At 60.8% G+C, this 18,775-nt stretch carries 20 protein-coding genes; 5 read left to right on the forward strand and 15 right to left on the reverse strand.

Annotated elements, in window-relative coordinates:
* Positions 1-39: 39 nt before the first annotated feature.
* The 5 genes from HCG46_RS00895 to HCG46_RS00915 are packed head-to-tail and all read right to left on the reverse strand — an operon-like array spanning position 40 to position 6,748.
* On the reverse strand, positions 40-2,370 hold the full coding sequence (locus HCG46_RS00895) for a VIT and VWA domain-containing protein (protein ID WP_168684116.1): 2,331 nt from the start codon (positions 2,368-2,370) through the stop codon (positions 40-42).
* Complete coding sequence (xrtT, locus tag HCG46_RS00900) at positions 2,367-3,863, reverse strand: exosortase T (RefSeq protein WP_168684118.1); 1,497 nt, start codon at positions 3,861-3,863, stop codon at positions 2,367-2,369. The genes HCG46_RS00895 and xrtT overlap by 4 nt, the downstream gene beginning before the upstream one ends.
* 41 nt (positions 3,864-3,904) lie before the next feature.
* The gene (locus HCG46_RS00905; RefSeq protein WP_168684120.1) at positions 3,905-4,747 is read right to left on the reverse strand and encodes an ABC transporter ATP-binding protein; all 843 of its coding nucleotides are present in this window, start codon (positions 4,745-4,747) and stop codon (positions 3,905-3,907) included.
* Entirely contained in the window at positions 4,740-5,759 is a 1,020-nt protein-coding gene (locus HCG46_RS00910; RefSeq protein WP_062488410.1) for an iron ABC transporter permease, read from the reverse strand. The genes HCG46_RS00905 and HCG46_RS00910 overlap by 8 nt, the downstream gene beginning before the upstream one ends.
* Positions 5,759-6,748, reverse strand: coding sequence for an iron ABC transporter permease (locus HCG46_RS00915; RefSeq protein WP_168684122.1), 990 nt, complete (start codon positions 6,746-6,748; stop codon positions 5,759-5,761). Before HCG46_RS00915 ends, HCG46_RS00910 begins: the two co-directional genes overlap by 1 nt.
* A gap of 92 nt (positions 6,749-6,840) precedes the next feature.
* Here HCG46_RS00915 and HCG46_RS00920 point away from each other — a divergent pair, with 92 nt between their 5' ends.
* Entirely contained in the window at positions 6,841-7,749 is a 909-nt protein-coding gene (locus HCG46_RS00920) for an iron-siderophore ABC transporter substrate-binding protein (protein WP_168684125.1), read from the forward strand.
* 132 nt (positions 7,750-7,881) lie between these two features.
* Positions 7,882-8,259, forward strand: a complete 378-nt coding sequence (locus HCG46_RS00925) for a VOC family protein (protein WP_168684127.1) — start codon at positions 7,882-7,884, stop codon at positions 8,257-8,259.
* Positions 8,260-8,272: 13 nt separating this feature from the next.
* Here HCG46_RS00925 and HCG46_RS00930 read toward each other — a convergent pair whose 3' ends face one another.
* The 4 genes from HCG46_RS00930 to HCG46_RS00945 all read right to left on the reverse strand — a co-directional run bounded on the left by HCG46_RS00930 (position 8,273) and on the right by HCG46_RS00945 (position 11,854).
* Positions 8,273-8,740, reverse strand: coding sequence for a GFA family protein (locus HCG46_RS00930; RefSeq protein WP_168684128.1), 468 nt, complete (start codon positions 8,738-8,740; stop codon positions 8,273-8,275).
* A 72-nt stretch (positions 8,741-8,812) separates the two neighbouring features.
* Entirely contained in the window at positions 8,813-9,256 is a 444-nt protein-coding gene (locus HCG46_RS00935; RefSeq protein WP_168684131.1) for a MarR family winged helix-turn-helix transcriptional regulator, read from the reverse strand.
* Positions 9,257-9,520: 264 nt separating this feature from the next.
* Positions 9,521-10,519, reverse strand: coding sequence for a hypothetical protein (locus tag HCG46_RS00940; RefSeq protein ID WP_168684134.1), 999 nt, complete (start codon positions 10,517-10,519; stop codon positions 9,521-9,523).
* A gap of 195 nt (positions 10,520-10,714) precedes the next feature.
* Positions 10,715-11,854, reverse strand: coding sequence for a calcium-binding protein (locus HCG46_RS00945; RefSeq protein ID WP_168684136.1), 1,140 nt, complete (start codon positions 11,852-11,854; stop codon positions 10,715-10,717).
* A 235-nt stretch (positions 11,855-12,089) separates the two neighbouring features.
* On the opposite strand from HCG46_RS00945, the gene HCG46_RS00950 reads away from it, so the two are divergent.
* Complete coding sequence (locus HCG46_RS00950; RefSeq protein WP_023000920.1) at positions 12,090-12,818, forward strand: response regulator; 729 nt, start codon at positions 12,090-12,092, stop codon at positions 12,816-12,818.
* Positions 12,815-14,260, forward strand: coding sequence for an ATP-binding protein (locus HCG46_RS00955; protein WP_168684138.1), 1,446 nt, complete (start codon positions 12,815-12,817; stop codon positions 14,258-14,260). Before HCG46_RS00950 ends, HCG46_RS00955 begins: the two co-directional genes overlap by 4 nt.
* 6 nt (positions 14,261-14,266) lie before the next feature.
* Here the strand turns inward: HCG46_RS00955 and HCG46_RS00960 are convergent, their stop codons facing one another.
* The 5 genes from HCG46_RS00960 to HCG46_RS00980 all read right to left on the reverse strand — a co-directional run bounded on the left by HCG46_RS00960 (position 14,267) and on the right by HCG46_RS00980 (position 17,649).
* Positions 14,267-15,409: an NAD(P)/FAD-dependent oxidoreductase gene (locus HCG46_RS00960; RefSeq protein WP_168684140.1), complete on the reverse strand. Its 1,143-nt coding sequence runs from the start codon at positions 15,407-15,409 to the stop codon at positions 14,267-14,269.
* A gap of 137 nt (positions 15,410-15,546) precedes the next feature.
* On the reverse strand, positions 15,547-15,969 hold the full coding sequence (locus HCG46_RS00965; RefSeq protein ID WP_023000917.1) for a cupin domain-containing protein: 423 nt from the start codon (positions 15,967-15,969) through the stop codon (positions 15,547-15,549).
* 75 nt (positions 15,970-16,044) lie between these two features.
* The gene (locus tag HCG46_RS00970) at positions 16,045-16,965 is read right to left on the reverse strand and encodes an EamA family transporter (RefSeq protein WP_168684142.1); all 921 of its coding nucleotides are present in this window, start codon (positions 16,963-16,965) and stop codon (positions 16,045-16,047) included.
* A gap of 10 nt (positions 16,966-16,975) precedes the next feature.
* Positions 16,976-17,320 carry an antibiotic biosynthesis monooxygenase gene (locus HCG46_RS00975; RefSeq protein WP_023000915.1) on the reverse strand — a complete coding sequence of 115 codons (345 nt, stop codon included), beginning with the start codon at positions 17,318-17,320 and terminating at the stop codon, positions 16,976-16,978.
* Positions 17,317-17,649 carry an NIPSNAP family protein gene (locus HCG46_RS00980; RefSeq protein ID WP_055656646.1) on the reverse strand — a complete coding sequence of 111 codons (333 nt, stop codon included), beginning with the start codon at positions 17,647-17,649 and terminating at the stop codon, positions 17,317-17,319. The genes HCG46_RS00975 and HCG46_RS00980 overlap by 4 nt, the downstream gene beginning before the upstream one ends.
* 93 nt (positions 17,650-17,742) lie before the next feature.
* On the opposite strand from HCG46_RS00980, the gene HCG46_RS00985 reads away from it, so the two are divergent.
* The gene (locus HCG46_RS00985; protein WP_055655020.1) at positions 17,743-18,432 is read left to right on the forward strand and encodes a winged helix-turn-helix domain-containing protein; all 690 of its coding nucleotides are present in this window, start codon (positions 17,743-17,745) and stop codon (positions 18,430-18,432) included.
* A 152-nt stretch (positions 18,433-18,584) separates the two neighbouring features.
* Here the strand turns inward: HCG46_RS00985 and HCG46_RS00990 are convergent, their stop codons facing one another.
* Positions 18,585-18,728, reverse strand: coding sequence for a hypothetical protein (locus tag HCG46_RS00990; protein ID WP_156912470.1), 144 nt, complete (start codon positions 18,726-18,728; stop codon positions 18,585-18,587).
* Positions 18,729-18,775 lie beyond the last annotated feature (47 nt).

The raw sequence follows: 18,775 nt of genomic DNA on the forward strand, positions 1-18,775 counted from the left end.
CAGTTGCCTGCGGGAGCGTTACCAATAGCGAAGCACGGATCAGGTTTCCAGCCACCAACCATCCCGGCGCAACGTACGGGGCAAGGCAAGATCCGGCTCGCCAGACGCAGCTTCCTCATCGCGTGACCGGAACCCACGAACCCTTTCCCGCAACTTGCGGAAGCTATTTGCCAGTTTAAGCCGGAACCGGGCAACCACAGCCAGGAGGACCAGCATCACTCCCAATATGCCTTCCGGCTCCGGCGCGGAACTGCCGGAAAGGTTCAAGGACGGATAGGCGTTGGTCGAAACGCCTGCAACTTGCGGCAAGGGCACGTTTCGGTGAGAGGCGGTCGCCGGTGCACCGTTCACCACCTTTTCAGAGACGGCGACAAAGGACGTGAACCGGGTCTGAAGCGAATAGGTCAGGCCCAGATCGACGATTTCCTGCTTCAGTTGCGTGTCGATGCTGCCGCCGATCGTATAGGCGCGCTCCTTGTCGAATATCTGCTCGCGCGCCCAGATCAGCGGCAGGGCCCGGCTGGAAACCGCACTGCCGTCGACAGAAGACTTCAGGTCGATTTCAAGCGGCAGTCTGGCAGCATGTCCGTTGACCAGACCGTTGATGAAAATCGTGTGCTTGCCGCCGGCTGCGTATCGCCCCATCACGCGCACCGAGCCGCCTTCGAACAGATCGGGTATCCTGGCCGGGCTCTGTCCCTCGACCTTGAGACCGTTCCAGTCGATGGTGATGTCTGTCAGGAGCGGTGTCTTCAGGTTTGCGGCAAGGCTTTTCGCAGCTTCGCCCGCGTCTTCTCCCAAAGCCACATAGCGGGCATAGCCCCTGCCCTCCGTGGCCATCGCATCCAGCAGAAACCGGTTGACCGAGTTGCCGACCCCGAAGGCATAGATACGCGCCTTGCCGATACGGCTCGCGACACTCGAGATCACGGTCGCCTCGTCGCCGATATAACCGTCGGTCAGAAAGACAACGATGCGTGTGGTGTTTTCCGGTTGTGCCTGATCAAAGGCGGTGTTTACGGCCTGGTTGATTTCCGTCCCGCCACCGGTCGAAAGGCCAGCCACGAACTTCAAGGCCTGCCGCTTGTTTCGCTCCGTTGCCAGAACGGCATTTCCGGCAAATTGGGAAGTGTTATTGGAAAAGCGGAGGATGCGGAAATAGTCATCAGGGCGCAGAGACCTGATCGCTGCCGTCATGAAGGTCTTGCTCGCTTCGATCGGCTGCCCGCTCATGGACCCGGATGTATCCAGCACGAAGACAAGCTCGCGCTGGCCAATCATGTCTTCAGCCGGCAGTTTCGGCGGCTCGATCAGCAGTGAAAAATAGCCCCCGCCATCGGCTTCGTACCGGGACGAGACACCGGCAGCAACATCGCTCTGTGCCGCAAGCTCGTAACGCAAAACGAAATCCCGATTGTCGATGGCCCTGCCGGACTTGAAGCGGACTGTCCGCATTTCGCCCTGGCTGGAAACCTCCAGTGCATGGGTATCGCTCGACAGCCGCGAGACAGGCATCGGTGCCTTGAGAGCAAGTTCCAGCGACACCCGCCTCGGATCGATTTCCTTCGGAGCATTCTGCCCGATGACCTCCGGATAGGCCGGAAGCTTGTCGATCTGCCAGCCGGAGACTGTTTCACTGTGCTTGAAGGCAGCAGGTTTCGCTGAGACGAGCACATCGCTCGCATATTCGGTATCGCCGTATCCGTGACTATCGTCCTCCGGCACACTCTTGTCCGCGATGTATTGCGAATGCTTCAGGGCGGCTTGCGCGCCCAGCCCCTCGTAACGAGGCCCCACCACCATCGGCATTACCAGCTCATAGGCGCCGTCGATCTTGGGGACGGTCTGGGCGTATTCCAGTGTCACCTTCACAGGGCGACCGGGCATGAGATGCGCAATATCCTGGGTGAACATGTTGGGCCGGTGCTGCGTCAGAAGGGCAGCGGCCTTGCCTTCCCGCTTCGCCTTCTCGAAGGTTGCCTTGGCATCTTCCTTTTTCTTCATCCGCGCCACGATGGTCTCGCCGTCGAGATCCATCCGCATGGCGTGAATGGCCGCCTTCTGGTTCAGCGGAAACAGATAGGTCGCATTGAGCGGCAGCTTGGTCGGGTTCAGGAAGGTCTGCGTCAGTTCCACATGGGCAACATCGCCGTCAACCTCGACCCTGTAGTCGGCCTTCAGAAGCGGCAGATGGATCTCCTTGCCACCGGCAGTGGCAACCACGGTGCCGGACAGATCGTCGAGGTCTGGCTCGGCTGAAACCGGCAGCGCTGAAAGCGCGCCAAAGACGATGGCCAGTGAGGCTGCCAAAGTGGCTTTCAGAGTTGGTTTTAGAGAACTGGCAGACGCCAATGGGGACATGAACGTCATATGCGTTTCTCCTTTTGGGCAGGGAAAATACCGGAAGTGCGGGTGTTGAGATCGAGCGCAGCCCCTGCGGCGGCCTCAAAGGCGGCGCGTTGCGGCTCGTCTAGTGTCCACGGGGTAATTCGCTGAATGCTGGTCCAGGTGGTGCCGGGCCGTTTCAGCCACAGCCAGATCGCCTCGGCGATGTTGTGGGTCGTCTCGCCGGTGCTGGAGGTAAAGGTGACGGCAACGCGCCAGTCACCTCCGGTTTTCGACCGGGCCCGGTAGAGCGCTGTCGGAACCGGTTCGAAACGGCTGCCGAGAAAGGTCACGTCGAAGCCGAGTCCGCGCAGGCAATCGTCCGGGGCGTGCAGATGGCGCAGCGGTGAAGAGGTGTGCACCAGCGTCACTGCCATCGGCCCGTAGCGCCGCTTCTGAGCGTGGCCACCATATTGCCGGAAGTACTGCTCCTCGATCGGCAACAGCGCCTCGTCGACACCGACCTCACCCGCCAGTGTCAAAGGCAATGGCTGCGGCCTGGTCGAAGAAGAAACATCAAGCGCGTGCCGCGGCAGGCTGACGATGAACAAGGCAAGGCTCAGGAACACCAGCGCAGACATCTTCTGCAAGGGCCGCGACATCACCGGCAAGCTGAAGACAGCCCGGGCAGCTCGCCACTCAGCGGGACGTGGCTTGTAAAACGCCAGCACCGGTGCCATCGACAAAAGAAGCGTCAGATAACCGATAATGTCGTGAAGCGGCTGCGCCATGACATCGGCCTCAAGGACACTTTCCGGATAGGCAATGCCGACGGCAAGCAAAGCGATGCGCAGAGAATTGCCGATCAGAGCCAGCCCGAGCGTGATGCCAATCCAGAGCACGGCAGTCAGCAGGTTCGGCCGGTAAAGCGCAGTCAGGATGACCAGGAAGGCCATGGCGAGCATCAGCCCGGATGTGCCCGAGCAAGGCAGGTCCACCAGAACGTCCTTGCCGGCAAGACCGATCCGGATGCCTGAGCACGAGAGGTCCGAAAAGAACAGGCCGAGACCGCTGCAGGAAAGCTTGGCCGACAGTTCCTGCAGCGGATAGCCGAGCAGCCGTTGCAGAATGCGTTCGACCGGCAGAGTGAACAGAAACAGGATGGACAGCCAGAAGGGGGAAACGGCTCTCTGCCTCTCCCCTGTCCGCAAAAGGGTCGCCAGCGCGAAGACATCAATTGCCAGCGCCAACCCGCCGATCACGTTGATCGCCAGAACCTGGCTTGCCAGCCGGATCAACGCCGCCCCCAACAGGAGTAGCACTGCCATTTGCCGGTGCCCGATCGAATTCTGCCGAACCGGGCTCGTCATCGACCAGAGCACCAGGGCTGCCACCGCGATCAGATAGAGCGCGCCGGTCGATGGGTAGGACGGGTCAGTCCATGTGCCGATCAGCCAACGCAGCGGCTCGTAGGCAAGGATCAGCGAGGCCAGGAGGAAGGCCAGTGAGGTCGGGGAAGAGGTTGCCAGGCGGGTCATGGCACCTGTTGTGCCAAGCCCGCTTGCAGGCCTTTGTCAGCCTATGTGCAGATTTTGCGCATTTTGTCGGACGACAGGCCGGAAACGCCCGCCCCGGTGGCCTTGCCCCAGGAAACGATGACTGGTCGTTCCAACCCGTCCAGGGGCATAATCCTGCAGGCGATGCCAAATACGGAAGAGACGGTCGCTTCCGTCAGCACTTCCGTTGTCGGCCCATTGGCGGCGATCCGTCCCTTTTCGAACAGCACAACGTGATCGGCGTAGCGCATGGCCATGTTGAGATCATGCAGGACAATGACGAAGCTTCGGTCCTCGGAGCGGCTCAGGTGCTTGACGAGGTCCAGCAACTCAAACGCATGGGCAATATCCAGATGGTTGGTCGGCTCGTCCAGGAAGATCCTGGGCGCATCCTGCGCCAGTGTCATGGCAACCCAGGCACGTTGCAGCTGCCCGCCGGAAAGCTGGGCGAGAGCCCGGGATTTCAGCTCGGCCATTTCGGTGATTTCAAGCGCACGGTCGCAGGCAGCCCTGTCCGCTGCCGATGGCCCGCCGAACCGGCTTCGATGCGCAAACCGCCCCATCAGCACCAGATCCTCAACCGAAAGATCCGACGGTGCATCGGGCGACTGGGACAACATGGCGACCTGGCGCGCAAGATCCTTCTGGGACCAGTCGCCAAGCGCCCTGCCTGCGATTTCCACATTGCCGGCATCCGGCCGGTGCAGACCGCGCATCACTTTCAGGGCAGTCGATTTGCCGCTGCCGTTCGGTCCGCAAAAGGCAATGATCCTGCCGTCGGGCAGGTCGAGACAGACCTCGTTCAGCGCAAGGGCGCCGTCATATGCGGCACTGACACGATCGAGACTGGCCAGAGTGTCAGGCATGGGATTGCCGTCCTTTTACAAGCAGATAGAGAAACAGCGGCGCACCGACGAGCGCAGTCAACGCGCCTGCGGGCAATTCCAGCGGCGGCGCGATGATCCGGGCCAGCGTGTCGGCTGCCAGCACCAGGAAGCTCCCGGTCAGAGCCACGGAAACCAGATATCCGGACCGGAACTGACCGTGGAAGATCCGCGCGACGTGCGGCGCGACCAGACCGACAAAACCGATGGCACCGACATGGGCCGTTGCGATGGCCGTCAGGAAAACGGCAACTGCCAGCAGGCAGAACTGGGCCTTGTCCAGCGACAGACCGGTCACGGCAGCGCTTTGAGGATCAAGTACGAGTTGCCGCAGTGTGAGCCGTTGCCACAACAACACCGGGATGATTGCGACAAGGCCGAGACCGACCGCCAGAACGTCCTGCCAGTGGGCTGCACCAACCGAGCCCGTCAGCCAGGTCAGTGCCTGACTTGCCCTGTAGACAGGCCCGAGAATAATCAACAGCGTGACCGCGGCCTTTGCGAGTGCCGCCAAGGCAATACCGTACAAGATGATCTTCAGCGGCTTGCTGCCTGCCCGATCGAGCGATGCCAATGCGATCACCAGGGCACCGAAGACGGCCGCCCCGGCGATGGCGGCCAGAGGCTGCCAGTGAATGGAGACAGTCAGATTGTTCGCCTGATCGGAAAACAGCCACAAGAACAGCACGACGCCAACCGCCGCGCCGTCGGTAATGCCCAGAACCGAGGGCGACGCCATGGGATTGCGCACGACCCGCTGCAGCAAGGCACCCGCAAGGGCAAGCGCCGCTCCGGCCAGTATGGCAAGGGCAACACGGGGCAAGCGGAGGGTCCAGACGATTACTTCATCCATGCGGCTGCCTTGCCCGGCCAGAGCCGCGACAACACGTTCCGGCGGCATGAAGCTGGACCCGATGCCCGTTGCTGCCAGCGTCAAAGCAAACACGAGCAGCATGACCGGCAGCAGCCTGACAAGAGGAAATGCGCCTGCCATCACGCTGCCAGCCCTTTCCGCCTGTGAAGCAGATGTACCAGCATCGGCACGCCGACAAGCGCAAGAACGGCACTCATCGGCGCTTCACCGGGCGCAACGACAATACGCGCAAGAATATCGGCAAGGACTGCGATCAGGGCACCGGTCAGAAGGGAAAGCACGATCAACTGCCGTGTCGACGGCAGGGCGCCGTCGGTCAGGCGCCGGGCAAGATGCGGCGCAACCAGCCCCAGAAACAGCACCGGCCCAGCCATCGCCACCGCGCCCGCCGCAAGCAGGGCCGCAAGCCCGAGCGCCGTCAATCGGACTGCGCCAACATTGACACCCACTGACCGGGCACTGGCATCGTCGAGGCGCAGCACATCCAGCGGTGTTGCCAGAAGAAGGCTGCCTGCGACCCCGATAGCAAGCAACGGCAACCCGAGTTGCAACAACCCTATCGGCCTGTCGGAAAAACTGCCTGACAGCCAGAACAGCAGTGTCTCAAGAGCGCTTTCGTCGATCAGCAGCAAGGTCTGCGTGAAGGACGCCAGCAGGGCGGCGACGGTAAATCCGGCCAGCAACGTGGTTGCCGGATTGCCTGCACCGCCAGTGGACGCTGAAATCGAAAAAACCAGGGCCGTTGCCGCCAATGCGCCCATCACTGCTGCCATGCCGATACCGGCAAGGCTTGCCACGCCGAAGACCGTCACACCGAAGGTCACGAACAGCGCACCGCCTGCATTGACCCCGAGCAGTCCCGGTTCAGCCAGCGGATTGCGCGTAACCGATTGCATCAACAGGCCGGAAAGGCCGAGGGAGGCCCCGCAAACCACGCCGATCGCGGTTCTTGGAAGACGCAACGTCGTCACGATCAGCGCATCTGCGCCCTCGCCCCCCAAGAGCGCGGAAAGGACCGTATGAGGCGTATAGAAGGTCAATCCGGCATGCAGGCTGAAAATGACAGCCGCGCACAGCGCCAGACACAATGCAATCGCCGGCCGCCTCATGCGCCCTCTCCCCTCCGATTGACAAATCAACGGCCCGTCCATACACGGGTTTAATACTGGAGGCAAATATTCAACTTTTTGGAGTCGTTCTAATGAAGATCTGGTCACGCCTGCTGTGCGCCCTGCCGCTGTTTGCAATGCTGGCATCAGCCCCTGCGATTGCTCGCGATGTCACCGACAGCATGGGAACCGTCACGGTTCCGGACGCCCCGAAACGGATTGTCGTCCTTACCAATGAAGGCACGGAAGCGCTGCTGGCACTGGGAGCGACGCCGGTGGGCGCGGCCAATTCCTGGAATGGCGATCCCTGGTGGGACCATATTTCCGATGCCATGGACGGAGCAGAACCTGTCGGCAAGGAAAGCGCGGTGAACCTGGAACTGATCGCGGCTCTGGAGCCCGATCTGATCCTGGCAAACAAGCAGCGGCACGAGGAAATCTATCCGCAGCTGACCGCAATCGCCCCGACCGTCATGTCCAAGGAGCTTCGTGGTGACTGGAAAATCAACTTCCGCCTCTATGCCGAAGCACTCGGCAAGGAGCAGGAAGCGGATGCAGCCATCTCCGATTACGATGCTTCAGTCGCAGACCTTCGCGAGAAACTTGGTGACCACCTCAACGAGGAAGTTTCCGTGATCCGTTTCGTGCCCGGCCAGATCCGCATCTATCAGCTCGACAGTTTCTCCGGTGTACTTTTGAAAGACATCGGCTTTCACCGGCCGGCGAACCAGAATGTGGAAGAATTTGCCATCCGCACCGGCAAGGAGAGCATTCCGGATATGGACGGCGACCGGATCTTCTATTTCACATATGACTCTGGCGATGGCAAAGGCACGTCTCTGGAAGAAGAAGTGCTTGCCGATCCATTGTGGCAGTCCCTGTCCGCCGTCAAGGCGGGCAAGGTGCACCAGGTCAGCGATGCGATCTGGAACACCGCCGGTGGCATTCTGGCTGCAAAGCTGATGCTTCACGACATTGCCGGCATTTACGGCCTCGACTAGAAAACCGTTCGGCTTCCGCTTGAACGGAAGCCGTTCCCCCACAGGCACCGCCCTGAGATTGCGGATAAGCGGGTTCTCACCGGCACCGACCGGTTGCCTTGCTGTCCGTCATTGAAAACAGAAGGGTAAGCCATGACCACCGACACTTCCTCGCAGCTGCGGCTCGGCCGCATCGCCGCAACACTGGGCGTCAGCGATATTGAACGTTCCCGTACACTCTACCGGGAAATCTTCTGCCTGGAAAAAGTGTTCGAAAACGGCAGTCCGGTTGGCTTTCTGATCCTGAAGAAGGACGATGCCGAATTGCACCTGACACTCCAGAAAGGTTACCGGGCTCCGCCATTCAATCAGGCCCACATCATAGTGTCCGACGCGGACGCCGCCTGCCGGGCCTGCGAGCACCATGGTTTGCGCATCGTCAAGCGCCTCCAGAACAAGGACTACGGCCTCAGAGCCTTCGTCTTCGCCGATCCGGACGGCAACCGGATCGACGTTGCCGAGGAAATCTGACCTGGCCGACCTGCTATCTGGTTGCCAGCTGGTGGGCGGCGAATTCGCCCATCAGCTTCATGAAGTCTTCCGGCGGCGGAAAGCCTTCATAACGGTGCCTGGCAGGCGTTTCCGCCCAAGGCAACTTGCTGGCAGTCATTGTTTCCATGAAAGGTTCTGTCCAGTGGAGGTCGTCGAGCAGGACCGAGCGGACATTGACGATTTCGTCGTACCCGGGAATACGCGTGAACATCCAGGTCTTGCAGTCCGGGCAGAAGTAATGATCCGCCTCAGGTCCCTGCAATCCCCCTTTGACCGGCGTACCTCCGGTCACCTTGAACGCGGGCGCCGGCATGATCGCAGTCAGGGAATAGGCGCTGGAACTCATTTGCTGGCACCCTCTGCAATGGCAGGCACAGGTGATCAGCGGCGGCGCGGAAACCTCGAAGCTCGTGTGGCCACAACGGCATGTCCCCTTGAGTGAAAAAGTCTCTTGCGTCATGTCCGGCTCCATCTGGTTCGGCTGGCCGTTTGGCCATTGGCGACGGCAACTTGCAGAGGTTCGCGTCTCCTTTCAAGTGTCTTCTGGCCTGTGGCAATTGCTGACGAGCCTGGCCAGAACATTCACCACAAGGCTGTAATCAGCCTCGGAGATTCCCTGCATCGCCTTTCTCCGCAAGGCGGTTTGGCGTTCCATCGCGCTTCTGTGGACGTCCCTGCCCTTGTCCGTAAGCCGCCAGAAATCTTCCTCGGACCGAAGAAGCCGCCGGTCTGCAAGACTGATCAGAACCTTGTGCAGGTCCCTTACCTCCAGCATGGGATCAAAGGTCTGTCTTAGCCGGCCAAACGGCATTCCTGCTGCACTTTCGGCAAGCGTATTGAGCACCTGCCAGTCGGCTCGCTCAAGCCCCAGGTCAGACTGGATGGCCTCGATCGCCTTGGTAAGACATTTATCGGCAGAGCGGATCCAGTACCCGATCGGGCGCGTGGAACCCTGCGTTTCAAATGGGATCGTCATGACATGCTCCCTCGACTTCGCAAACGCGAAGGGACGGCATCTCCGCCGCCACAGTCGGGGGTTCTTGCCGGACGGCGTTTATGCCGCCTGGCCGAACAAAGCCTTCACGTGTGAAGGGACCGGGGCTTACCCGGGCGAAAGGCCCAACCGGTCACGCCTTTTTCGACAACCTTCAGGTAACCGGACCGCGGCATCCTTGCAATATTGACGACGTGCCAAGAAGCCGGGATGGAACAAAAAAACGTTGGCCGGCCTGGTACCCGGTCAAACTTTCTCCAGCAACGGCCGGAGCAAGGGATGAATGTTCGGGCTTTCTTCCCGGATGAACCGCAGCAGGGCCTTCTCGTTTTCATGCAGGATACCGTCGCGGCCAATGCGCTCCACCAGCCAGGTGGCTTCGTCTTCCGTCACCACCTCATTGGCGGCAATCTCCGCAAGCATCTCGTTTCCGCGGGCGGTGAACGGGTCAGGCGTGTCGCCATAGGCGTCACGAATGCCGCCGACACCACCGCTGAACATCTTCTTGAAAAAACCGCCGAGCCCACCTTCAAATCCGCCGGGCTGTTCCAGCCAGTTTTCACGCTCGAGGGCAATCTTGCGGGAGGGTGGCGTGAAACCGGACATCGCCATCATGTAATTGGCGACCGCCTTGGCAAAGAGCTCCGACCAGCCGGGAGCATTTTCCGCCTCTATTGTCGCGTCGTTGAGATCGAACAGTACCTCGGCTTCAGCCTTCGAAATGGCAACGCCGCGACTGCCGGCACCGGCATAGAGCACCCGGCGCAGCAGCTCCACTTCAGCCTCGGCAATGACGCCAGGCTTGAGGTCCAGGCCCGAGCGCGTCGGACCTTTCCCCGAAATCACGCTGTCCGCCACAGCCCGCAGTGCAAACTGTTCGAGACTTTCCGGTGCTTCGCGGGCTTTTTCCAGCACATGCAGCACGGCGTCCAGCTCGGTTTTACCGCAGATATGACCATCCGCCATGATCTGGGTGACCAGCCAGGCAGCCTTGTCCTCGGATACATAACCCTCGGGTTTTGCCTGGTGCACCAGGATATCGAGGATGGCTTCGGGAAAGAGTTCGTACCAGGTGTCGTGATAGGTGATGTCGGCATTGTTCAGCCGAAAAAGAGCCTCGCCTTCTTCAACGGACACAGCCATGTCGCCGTAAACGTAGCGGCGTACGTTGATGACATCATCCTCACTGAGATGTCCCGCTGCTATTCTGGCAGTCACGAATTCATTCAACGTCGGTTTGGCCATGCTGTCCCCCTTGAAAACCGGAACGACTATTGCCGAAATTTCTTGAAGTTACCCTAAAACCGAACCGACAAAAAAAGGGAGCCGCGAGGGACGGCTCCCTTATCCGTTTCCCGTGCGCGGGGTGGGGCCGCCGGGGGTGGGAAACGGCTCCGGCCGGTGTGATCGGCCGGAGTTTTTCAGGTGTTCTGCGCCAGATCAGCCGCGGTGGTGTTTACCCCATCCCTGACCTTGACCCTGACCACGACCTTCGCCATCACCATGGCCGTGACCTTTCTTCCAGCCGTGGCCCTTGTCCGGACCATGGCCACCTTTCCGGCCACCCTTGAAGTCCGCCTTGGTGATCACGCCGTCGTTGTTGCGGTCGGCGCGCTCCAGCATGCGGTCCTGGTGTTTGCCCTGTTCTTCCGCGGTAATCCCGAGGCTGCCGTCGGCATCGGCACGCTGGAACATGTCGACCACCCGGTTCTCGTTGATCGAAAGCCACAGCGGACCGAAATCCTGAAGCGTGAACGAGCCGTTGCCGTCGGTGTCGGCCAGAGCAAACAATTCACCGCGCCTTGCATCGAATTCCTCGCGGCTCACCTTGCCGTCCGCATCGGTGTCGAACATGCCCAGGAACATGCCTCCCGGGCCGCCGTGACCACCACGACCCATGTGGTGTCCGCCCTGTCTCATTTGCGGTCCACCGCGCCAGCCGTGCTCACCACGGCCGCCGCGCTCGGCGCGCTCTCCGCGCTCTCCACGCTCTGCTCTTTCGCCACGCGGGCCACGATCATCGTCGTCATCGTCGGCCATAGGGCCACGCGGACCGCGAACACGTTCAACGGTTCCGTTGCCGTCACGATCCAGCATGTTGAACATGCGGTTGGCGAGAAAATCCGCTTCTTCCTGGGTTACAGTGCCATCGCCGTCACGGTCGAGGAACTGAAATGCCCTGACCATGCGGTCATTGGAGCGGGTGAGAAATTCGGCCTTGAATTCCTCCAGACTGATCTCGCCGTTGCCATCTGCATCGGCCGATGTGAACTCCTGCGTCCGGACTTCCTCGATTTCAGCCTTGGTGATGACACCGTCTTCATTGACATCGAAACGTTCGAACAGCCGCTCGGCGCGTTCCTTGCCACCGCGCATGCCATGACCCCGGCCGAAGCCGTATCCCGGACCACCGCGCCCATCCATAAGCGCGACACGCTGTCCGTCGGTCTGCTGAATTTGTTGCCCCCCGTCCTGGTTTGCAGTCGCGTTCTGGGCGGAAGCGGACAGGCCGGCCGTCAGCGCGGTACCCGCGACGCTCGCAGCCAGGGCGGCAATTGCAATCTTCTTGAACGGTTTCATTCCAACAACTCCTTGGTTCGTTGATGAGCTGAAGGTAGGCAGCAATTGTCGCAGGAATACCGTCCGAATGGGCCCGAAGTGTCGCCATCTGTCCCGGATGGGCACTGCGACACACTTTGTTACAAGTTCCGGTCGCGCAAGCGCGTTCCGGAGACTATTTTTACCTTAGAAACAGTAGGATCACAGCGCCCGGCCGGTTTGAGACCATTCCCGGCAGGCCAGATTGGAGAGACACTTGAGCGATCCGAGCCCGCATATCCTGGTGGTGGACGATCACCGCGACATCCGCGAAACCCTTGCGCGCTACCTCGTCAAGAACGGACTGCGCGCAACCGTGGCGGAAAATGCCGCACAGGCGCGCAAGACCCTAAAGGCAGCGTCCATCGATCTTGTCGTGCTGGATATCATGATGCCGGGCGAGGACGGACTGTCCCTGTGCCGTCATCTGGTGGAAACCGGCTCCATGCCCGTGATCCTGCTGACCGCGATGGCAGACGACACAGACCGGGTGATCGGTCTGGAAATCGGTGCCGACGATTATGTTACTAAGCCCTTCAACCCCCGCGAACTGCTCGCGCGCATTCGCGCGGTTCTGCGCCGTACATCGCTTGTGCCGAAGGAACGCGATCCGATCGAGCACGACAGGCTTCATTTCGACGGCTGGTCGCTGAATGTCTCGCGTCGAGAGCTTCTGGACCCGGAAGGGACTTCGGTGGCCCTTTCCAGCGGTGAATTCCAGTTGCTGTGTGCCTTCCTGAAACGTCCGAAAATGGTGCTGAACCGCGACCAGCTGATGGACCTGACAACCGGCCGGACGCCCGCTGTCTTCGACAGGTCCATCGACAACCAGGTCTCCCGTCTGCGCCGCAAGATCGAGATCGATCCGAAAGACCCCAAACTCATCAAGACCGTCTGGGGCGGCGGCTACATGTTCACCGCGGAAGTGAGAGACACGGCCGAATGACGACACGTCCGACGCCCCCCCCGATCCTGTCCCGTCTCTGGCCGAGCACCCTCGCCTCGCAGCTGATCATTCTGCTGCTCGCAGCCATCGTCGCGGCACAGGCCTTCAGCATCTGGATCTTCCAGGACGAGCGGCGCATCGCGCTCGTGGCGGCGGCCCGTGACAACCTTCTGTCGCGCGCTGTTTCCCTGGCGGAGCTGATGGAAGATACACCTGCAAACCTGCAGGACAGGATCCTTGTGGCCAGCAGCAGCCGGTTCGCAGTGTTCTGGCTTGGCGACAAGCCGCTGGCACCGGCGCCCGGCAACTCGCGTTTCGAAAAACGCCTGCAGGGCTACATGGCCGAAAGGCTGGAACACGGCCAGACTGTGCATCTCAACATTCTTGCCGACGAAAAACGTGGACCGCGTGGCCGCGAGGCAGACGACGACGATCATCCGAAGTGGCGCGACGAGCCGCGGCACGAACGCCCTTCGAAACTGCGCAAGATCATGAACAAGCCGGAAGACCTGTCGCTGTCTATCCAGATGAGTGACGGGCGCTGGCTGAATGTCGCCACCAGCTATCGCCCGCCAGCCGGCGATTTTCTGCCTCTGGTCGTGCAGCTGTCGATTACCGCCTTGCTGATGGTGCTCATTATCGGTTTTGCCGTCCGCCGCGTGACCCGGCCCTTGAAGGAACTGTCCGTGGCTGCCGAGAAGTTCGGCCGCGGTGAACAACAGAAGCCACTGACACCCAGCGGGCCGAGCGAAGTCCGCTCGCTGACGAACGCCTTCAACGACATGCAGGACCGCCTGACACGGTTTGTCAGGGACCGCACACGGATGCTGGCCGCCATCAGTCACGATCTCAGAACCCCGATCACTTCATTGCGCCTGCGGGCCGAGTTCATCGAGGACGAGGAAAACCGCGACAAGATGATCGAAACTCTGGAAGAAATGGCCGCAATGACGGAAGCCGCGCTGCGTTTCGCCAGGGACGACGCCCAGGCGGAAACAGCGGAAAACGCCGATCTTGGTGCGATCCTGGAGGCACTTGCAGGCGACCAGCAGGACCTTGGCCACAAATGCACCGTTGAAACGGAAGAACGCATCGTGCTTCCTTGCCGTCCAGTGGCCTTGAAACGGGCCTTGAGGAACCTGATAGAGAACGGGATCCGCTACGGAGACGGCGTCTCGGTCCACGCGGCCAGATCCGCCGGCGAAGCCATCATCCGCATCACCGACAAGGGTCCCGGCATTCCCGAGGAAAAGTTGAAGGACGTCTTCGAACCCTTTGTCAGGCTTGAAGAATCCCGCAGCGAAGAAACGGGCGGCATCGGTCTGGGATTGGCGATCACCCGTTCGATCATCCATGCACATGGCGGCCGGATCGAGTTGAAGAACCGTCCGGAAGGCGGTCTTCAGGCCGACGTCAGATTGCCGCTCGGGGCGGGCAAATAGACTGGATCAAATACCGCGTGGCACAAGCGTTCCAGAGATCAGATGCGACAGCACCGATGGAACGGGCGGGATCCGGCTGACAGGAAACAGCACATTGTCGCGCAAAAAGGGCAGCAACCTGCTGTCACTTTGATAGGCCGGCGTGAACATCGCGCTGAACGCCTGATAGACACCCACATGCCAACGTCTGGCCTTGCCGTAGGCAGGTAGAGCCTGGTCAAGCGGCAGGGTCTCCACAGATTTTGCCAGGGCGGCAGCGTCCAGCAGAGCCATGTTCGCGCCCTGCCCGAGCTGCGGGCTCGCCCGATGGGCGGCATCACCGACAAAGGCAATCCTGTCACCCCAGGGCTGGCGCAAGGTGCCATGGCTGTAGCGCGCCATGGTCATTTGCTCCGGATCCGTGATCTGCTCCAGAAAGGGTCCGGCATCGGGCCAGATCGACAGCGCCGTGTCTTTCCAGGCTGCCAGCCCGCCCCTGAGCCAGTCTTCATAAGCGTCCTGGCGAAGTGACCAGAAGAACGCAGCCTTCCGCCGGTCCTGTCCCGGCATTAGGCCGACAGGCAACACACCAATCATGTGGTCTGCACCGCGATAGCGCTGGGACAGATGATCCTCGGGCAGACCGCCGGAAACCCAGTCGACAGTTCCCCAGATCGCACCGAACGACAGTGCGCGTGCTTTCAGCGGCGACAGAACCGAATTTGCGCCCGACGCATCGATGATCAGGTCGAAGGCCTCGGAAAAGCTGCCATCGGCGAAACGCAGTTTCCCGTCCTGGTGACCGGTGATCCGGCAATCCGTGTGCCAGTAAAGCGCACGGGTCAGCACCTTTTCATAAAGCGCGGAAAACAGCGCGGCCCGGTGGATACCAAGCCCCGGGACTGCGCCATAGTCCACGTCAAGAACCCGCCTCCCGGTTTGCGATGACCTGCCAAGCACACGCTTGATCGGTGTTGCGTGCTTCTGCACCACATCCGCGACACCAGCCAGCTCCAGGACTTCAAGCCCGACAGGCTGGATCATCAAGCCCGAACCGATGGGAACCGGTTTGCGGAATTGTTCAAACAGGGAAATCCGGTGGCCCAGACGCTCCAGGAGAATGGCTGTGGCCAGTCCTCCGATCCCGGCCCCGACAATGGCTATGTTCATCGGGCAATCACTTCATGAATGGATGGGTCCTTTTGACCAGAGTCTGCCGGCAAGCACAATATGCTCCGGCACCCCGTGCCGCGGATGAACGCAAGGCATTCGCCAAGAGGAGACGAGGCAACTTCGGCACCGGACGCTCAACGCCGCGCCTGAAGGCCACCGGCGTAAGTGGCCTCGTCGACCGGTTCGAGCCACTCCGCCGTCGCACCGTCCTGTTCTTCCTGTATGGCCAGATGGACAAGTGAGGTGTTCGGTCCGGCGCCATGCCAATGTTTGACGCCAGGTGGGATCCAGATGACATCACCTGGTAGTATCGACAGTTTCTCCTGCCCCCACAGATGCACAAAACCTGCCCCTTCCAGTATCTGAAGGGTCTGCCCAAGCGGATGGGTATGCCAGTGAGTACGTGCTCCCGGTTCGAACGTCACCCGCAATGCACGCACGCGCGCTGGCGCGGGCGCCTCGATCACCGGGTCCTGCCAGACCGTTCCAGTGAAATAATCCGGATTTGCACGTCGCGATGGCCTGGAACCGGCCTCGAATACGGTCAGGACACTCATGGACACCTCCTCGCAAGTCTCTGCCACCATGCGCACGGATTGGGCCGCCCAGTTTCCTGCCGGCCGAATGCCCTCTTACTTGGCGGCAGTTACTGGAGCCGAAACGTCTTGACGCTTCACCGCACGTGGCCAGTTGATCAGAACAACACCGAAAATGGCAAGGCAAATTCCGGCAAAGGTCTCCAGATCCAGCGTCTCCGACAGGAACACGACACCGAGAAAGACACCTACGCCTGAGCGCAGATAAGCCTGACTGGCCGTCCCCATTGCCCCAAGGGTCGACAGCAGACGGAAATAGATCAGAAATGCCAGCGCGGTGCACGCGAGCGAGAGCGTCAGCGCGGCAACGATGCCGGTCGTATCCGGCGTCAACTGCCAGGGCCGGTCGACGATGAGGCTGGCAGGGACCAGCACAACCGATGCGCAGATGAGCGTTCCCGCAGCCGGCACAATGGGCGGCAGGCCTGCAAAGACACGGCCGCGCAGGGCCGCGATGCCATAGAGCGCAGCCCCGAACAGGACGACAAGCTGCGGCACAAGATTCCTGCCGATATCCTCAAGCGCACCGACACCGACGATCAGCACGATACCGGCAAAGCCGAACAAGGCGCCGGTGAGTTGCCGTGCACCTGGCCTTTCGCCATGGTTCAGCAGCAGGAACGAAAAGGCGAAGACCCAGAGCGGCGAGGTTGAATTCAGAACGCTGGAGACGGCCGTACCGGCATATTGCTGGCCCCAGGCCAGCATCAGCCAGGGTCCTGTGCTGTTGACCAGGGACTGGATGAAGAACTGCTTCCAGTTTTGCCTGTCCAGCGGCATGCGAATGCCCCTTGCAGCCATGATGGCCAGCAGCGCCAGCGCAGCAAGAGACACACGGATGGCAATCAGCGTCGCAGGAGGAAAGGAAGGCAGCGCCAGGCTGATCCACATGTAGGACGAGCCCCAGAGCAGGGCGAGCACGCCCAAAAGCGCCAGTTCGATGGATCTGTTTTGCATGGCTGCCGGCTTAACCGTTCACGTCGCGGCTGTCGGCGGGAGCCTCGTCGCGCTCGTCCATGCCATAGTCGCGCAGCACCTGCGCCACCCGCAACCGGTAATCCTTGAAATAGCTGTTCCGTCCAGCACGCTGCGCCTTGCGATGCTGCGTGAGCTGCCGCCATTCATTCAGCGCGGCTTCGTCGCGAAAGAAGGAGACCGACAGCAATTTCTCCGGATTGGTGAGGCTCTGGAATCGCTCGACGGACAGGAAGCCGTCGATCTGTTCGACCAGAGGCTTCATCTCGGCAGCCATGTCGAGATAGGCCTGTTTCTTGTCCGCATGCGGGATCACTTCGAAGATGACGGCAATCATTTGAGTTTCTCTCCCATGCCATGCGGTGCGGACGCCAGTTTCAGAAACGTGCGGTCTTCCCGCAAGATGAATTTTTCCTTCATGGCAAAAGCATAGTTCTCCTGCCCCAACGGGTCCGCGGCAAGCCGCGCCCGGTAGGCTTCATATGCCGCAAGGTTCTCAATGGAATAAACACCGTACGCCAGCGTCGTCGAGCCTTCGTGGGGTGCAAAATAGCCGATGAGATCCGCACCGCAACGCGGGATCGCCTGCCCCCAGTTTCGCGCGTATTGCTCAAAGGCGGCTTTCTTCGTCGGGTCGATGTGATAGCGGATGAAACAGGTAATCACCAAGGTCTCCTTCAAGGCTGTGTCGATTGCACTTGTGTGCCACGGTCCATGTCTGCAATGCTTCGACACAGATCGAACCATGGAGGAGATCCCATGAAGGATGGACCGGACATTGCCCGCATCGGCGCCTTGATGGGTGACCCGGCCCGCGCCAACATTCTGAGCGCGCTGTTAAGCGGCAAGGCCCTGACGGCGACGGAACTGGCAACCGAAGCCGGCATCACCGGCCAGACCGCCAGTTCGCACCTGAAGAAACTGATGGAAGGCGGCTTGCTGACCCAGGCCAAGCAGGGCCGGCATCGCTATTTCACGCTCGCGGGCCCGGAAGTCGGAGCCGTGCTGGAAGCCGTGATGGGCCTTGCCGCCCGCAAGGGTCACCTGCGCACACGCACCGGCCCCAGAGACCCGCAGATGCGGGCCGCCCGTGTGTGTTATGACCATTTGGCCGGCGATATGGCGGTGCGTATTTTCGACAGCCTGCAGAAGCGCGGGTTCCTTGCCGTCTCGACGGACAAGGGCGGCCTCGCCCTGACCGCAGATGGTGAAGGTTTCGTCTCAGGCATCGGCATTGACCTGGGTGCCCTCACAGCAAGCCGTCGCCCGATGTGCCGTGCCTGCCTGGACTGGAGCGAAAGGCGCAATCATCTGGCGGGAGGTCTGGGGGCCGCTCTTCTGACGCGTTTCACCGAAAGCGGCTGGCTGCGCCGCGAACCGGCGGGACGCATCGTTCATATTTCGCCGAAAGGTGAAGCGGAACTGAAGAAACTGTTTCCGGTACCCTGAGCAACACCCCTGCTCCTTTCTGCTCATCCACAGATAACAAAAAACCCGGCCGAAGCCGGGCTTTGTAAGGAAGTGGGCAGACGCCAGGGGCAAACGAGGCGCCCAGTGATCTTGTTCTTGTTTCTTGGGGCCAATTTCGGGGTGGGCCCAGCTCAAAGAGACCGGATGGTCTCCTGAACCTTCGGAAGGGCTTCACGCCAGGAGCGATAAAGCCGCGCCGGCAACCACGCAAGGCGGTCCCGGTTGTAATCCTGGCGATGCTGAACCAGCAAAATTCTAGCGATTTGCACAGTCATGTTTTTTTCTCCTTTGGTGTGCGCAGAACCTTTATCGGCACTCACCT

Source organism: Labrenzia sp. PO1 (genome assembly GCF_012273635.1).
GTDB classification, from domain to species: domain Bacteria; phylum Pseudomonadota; class Alphaproteobacteria; order Rhizobiales; family Stappiaceae; genus Roseibium; species Roseibium algicola.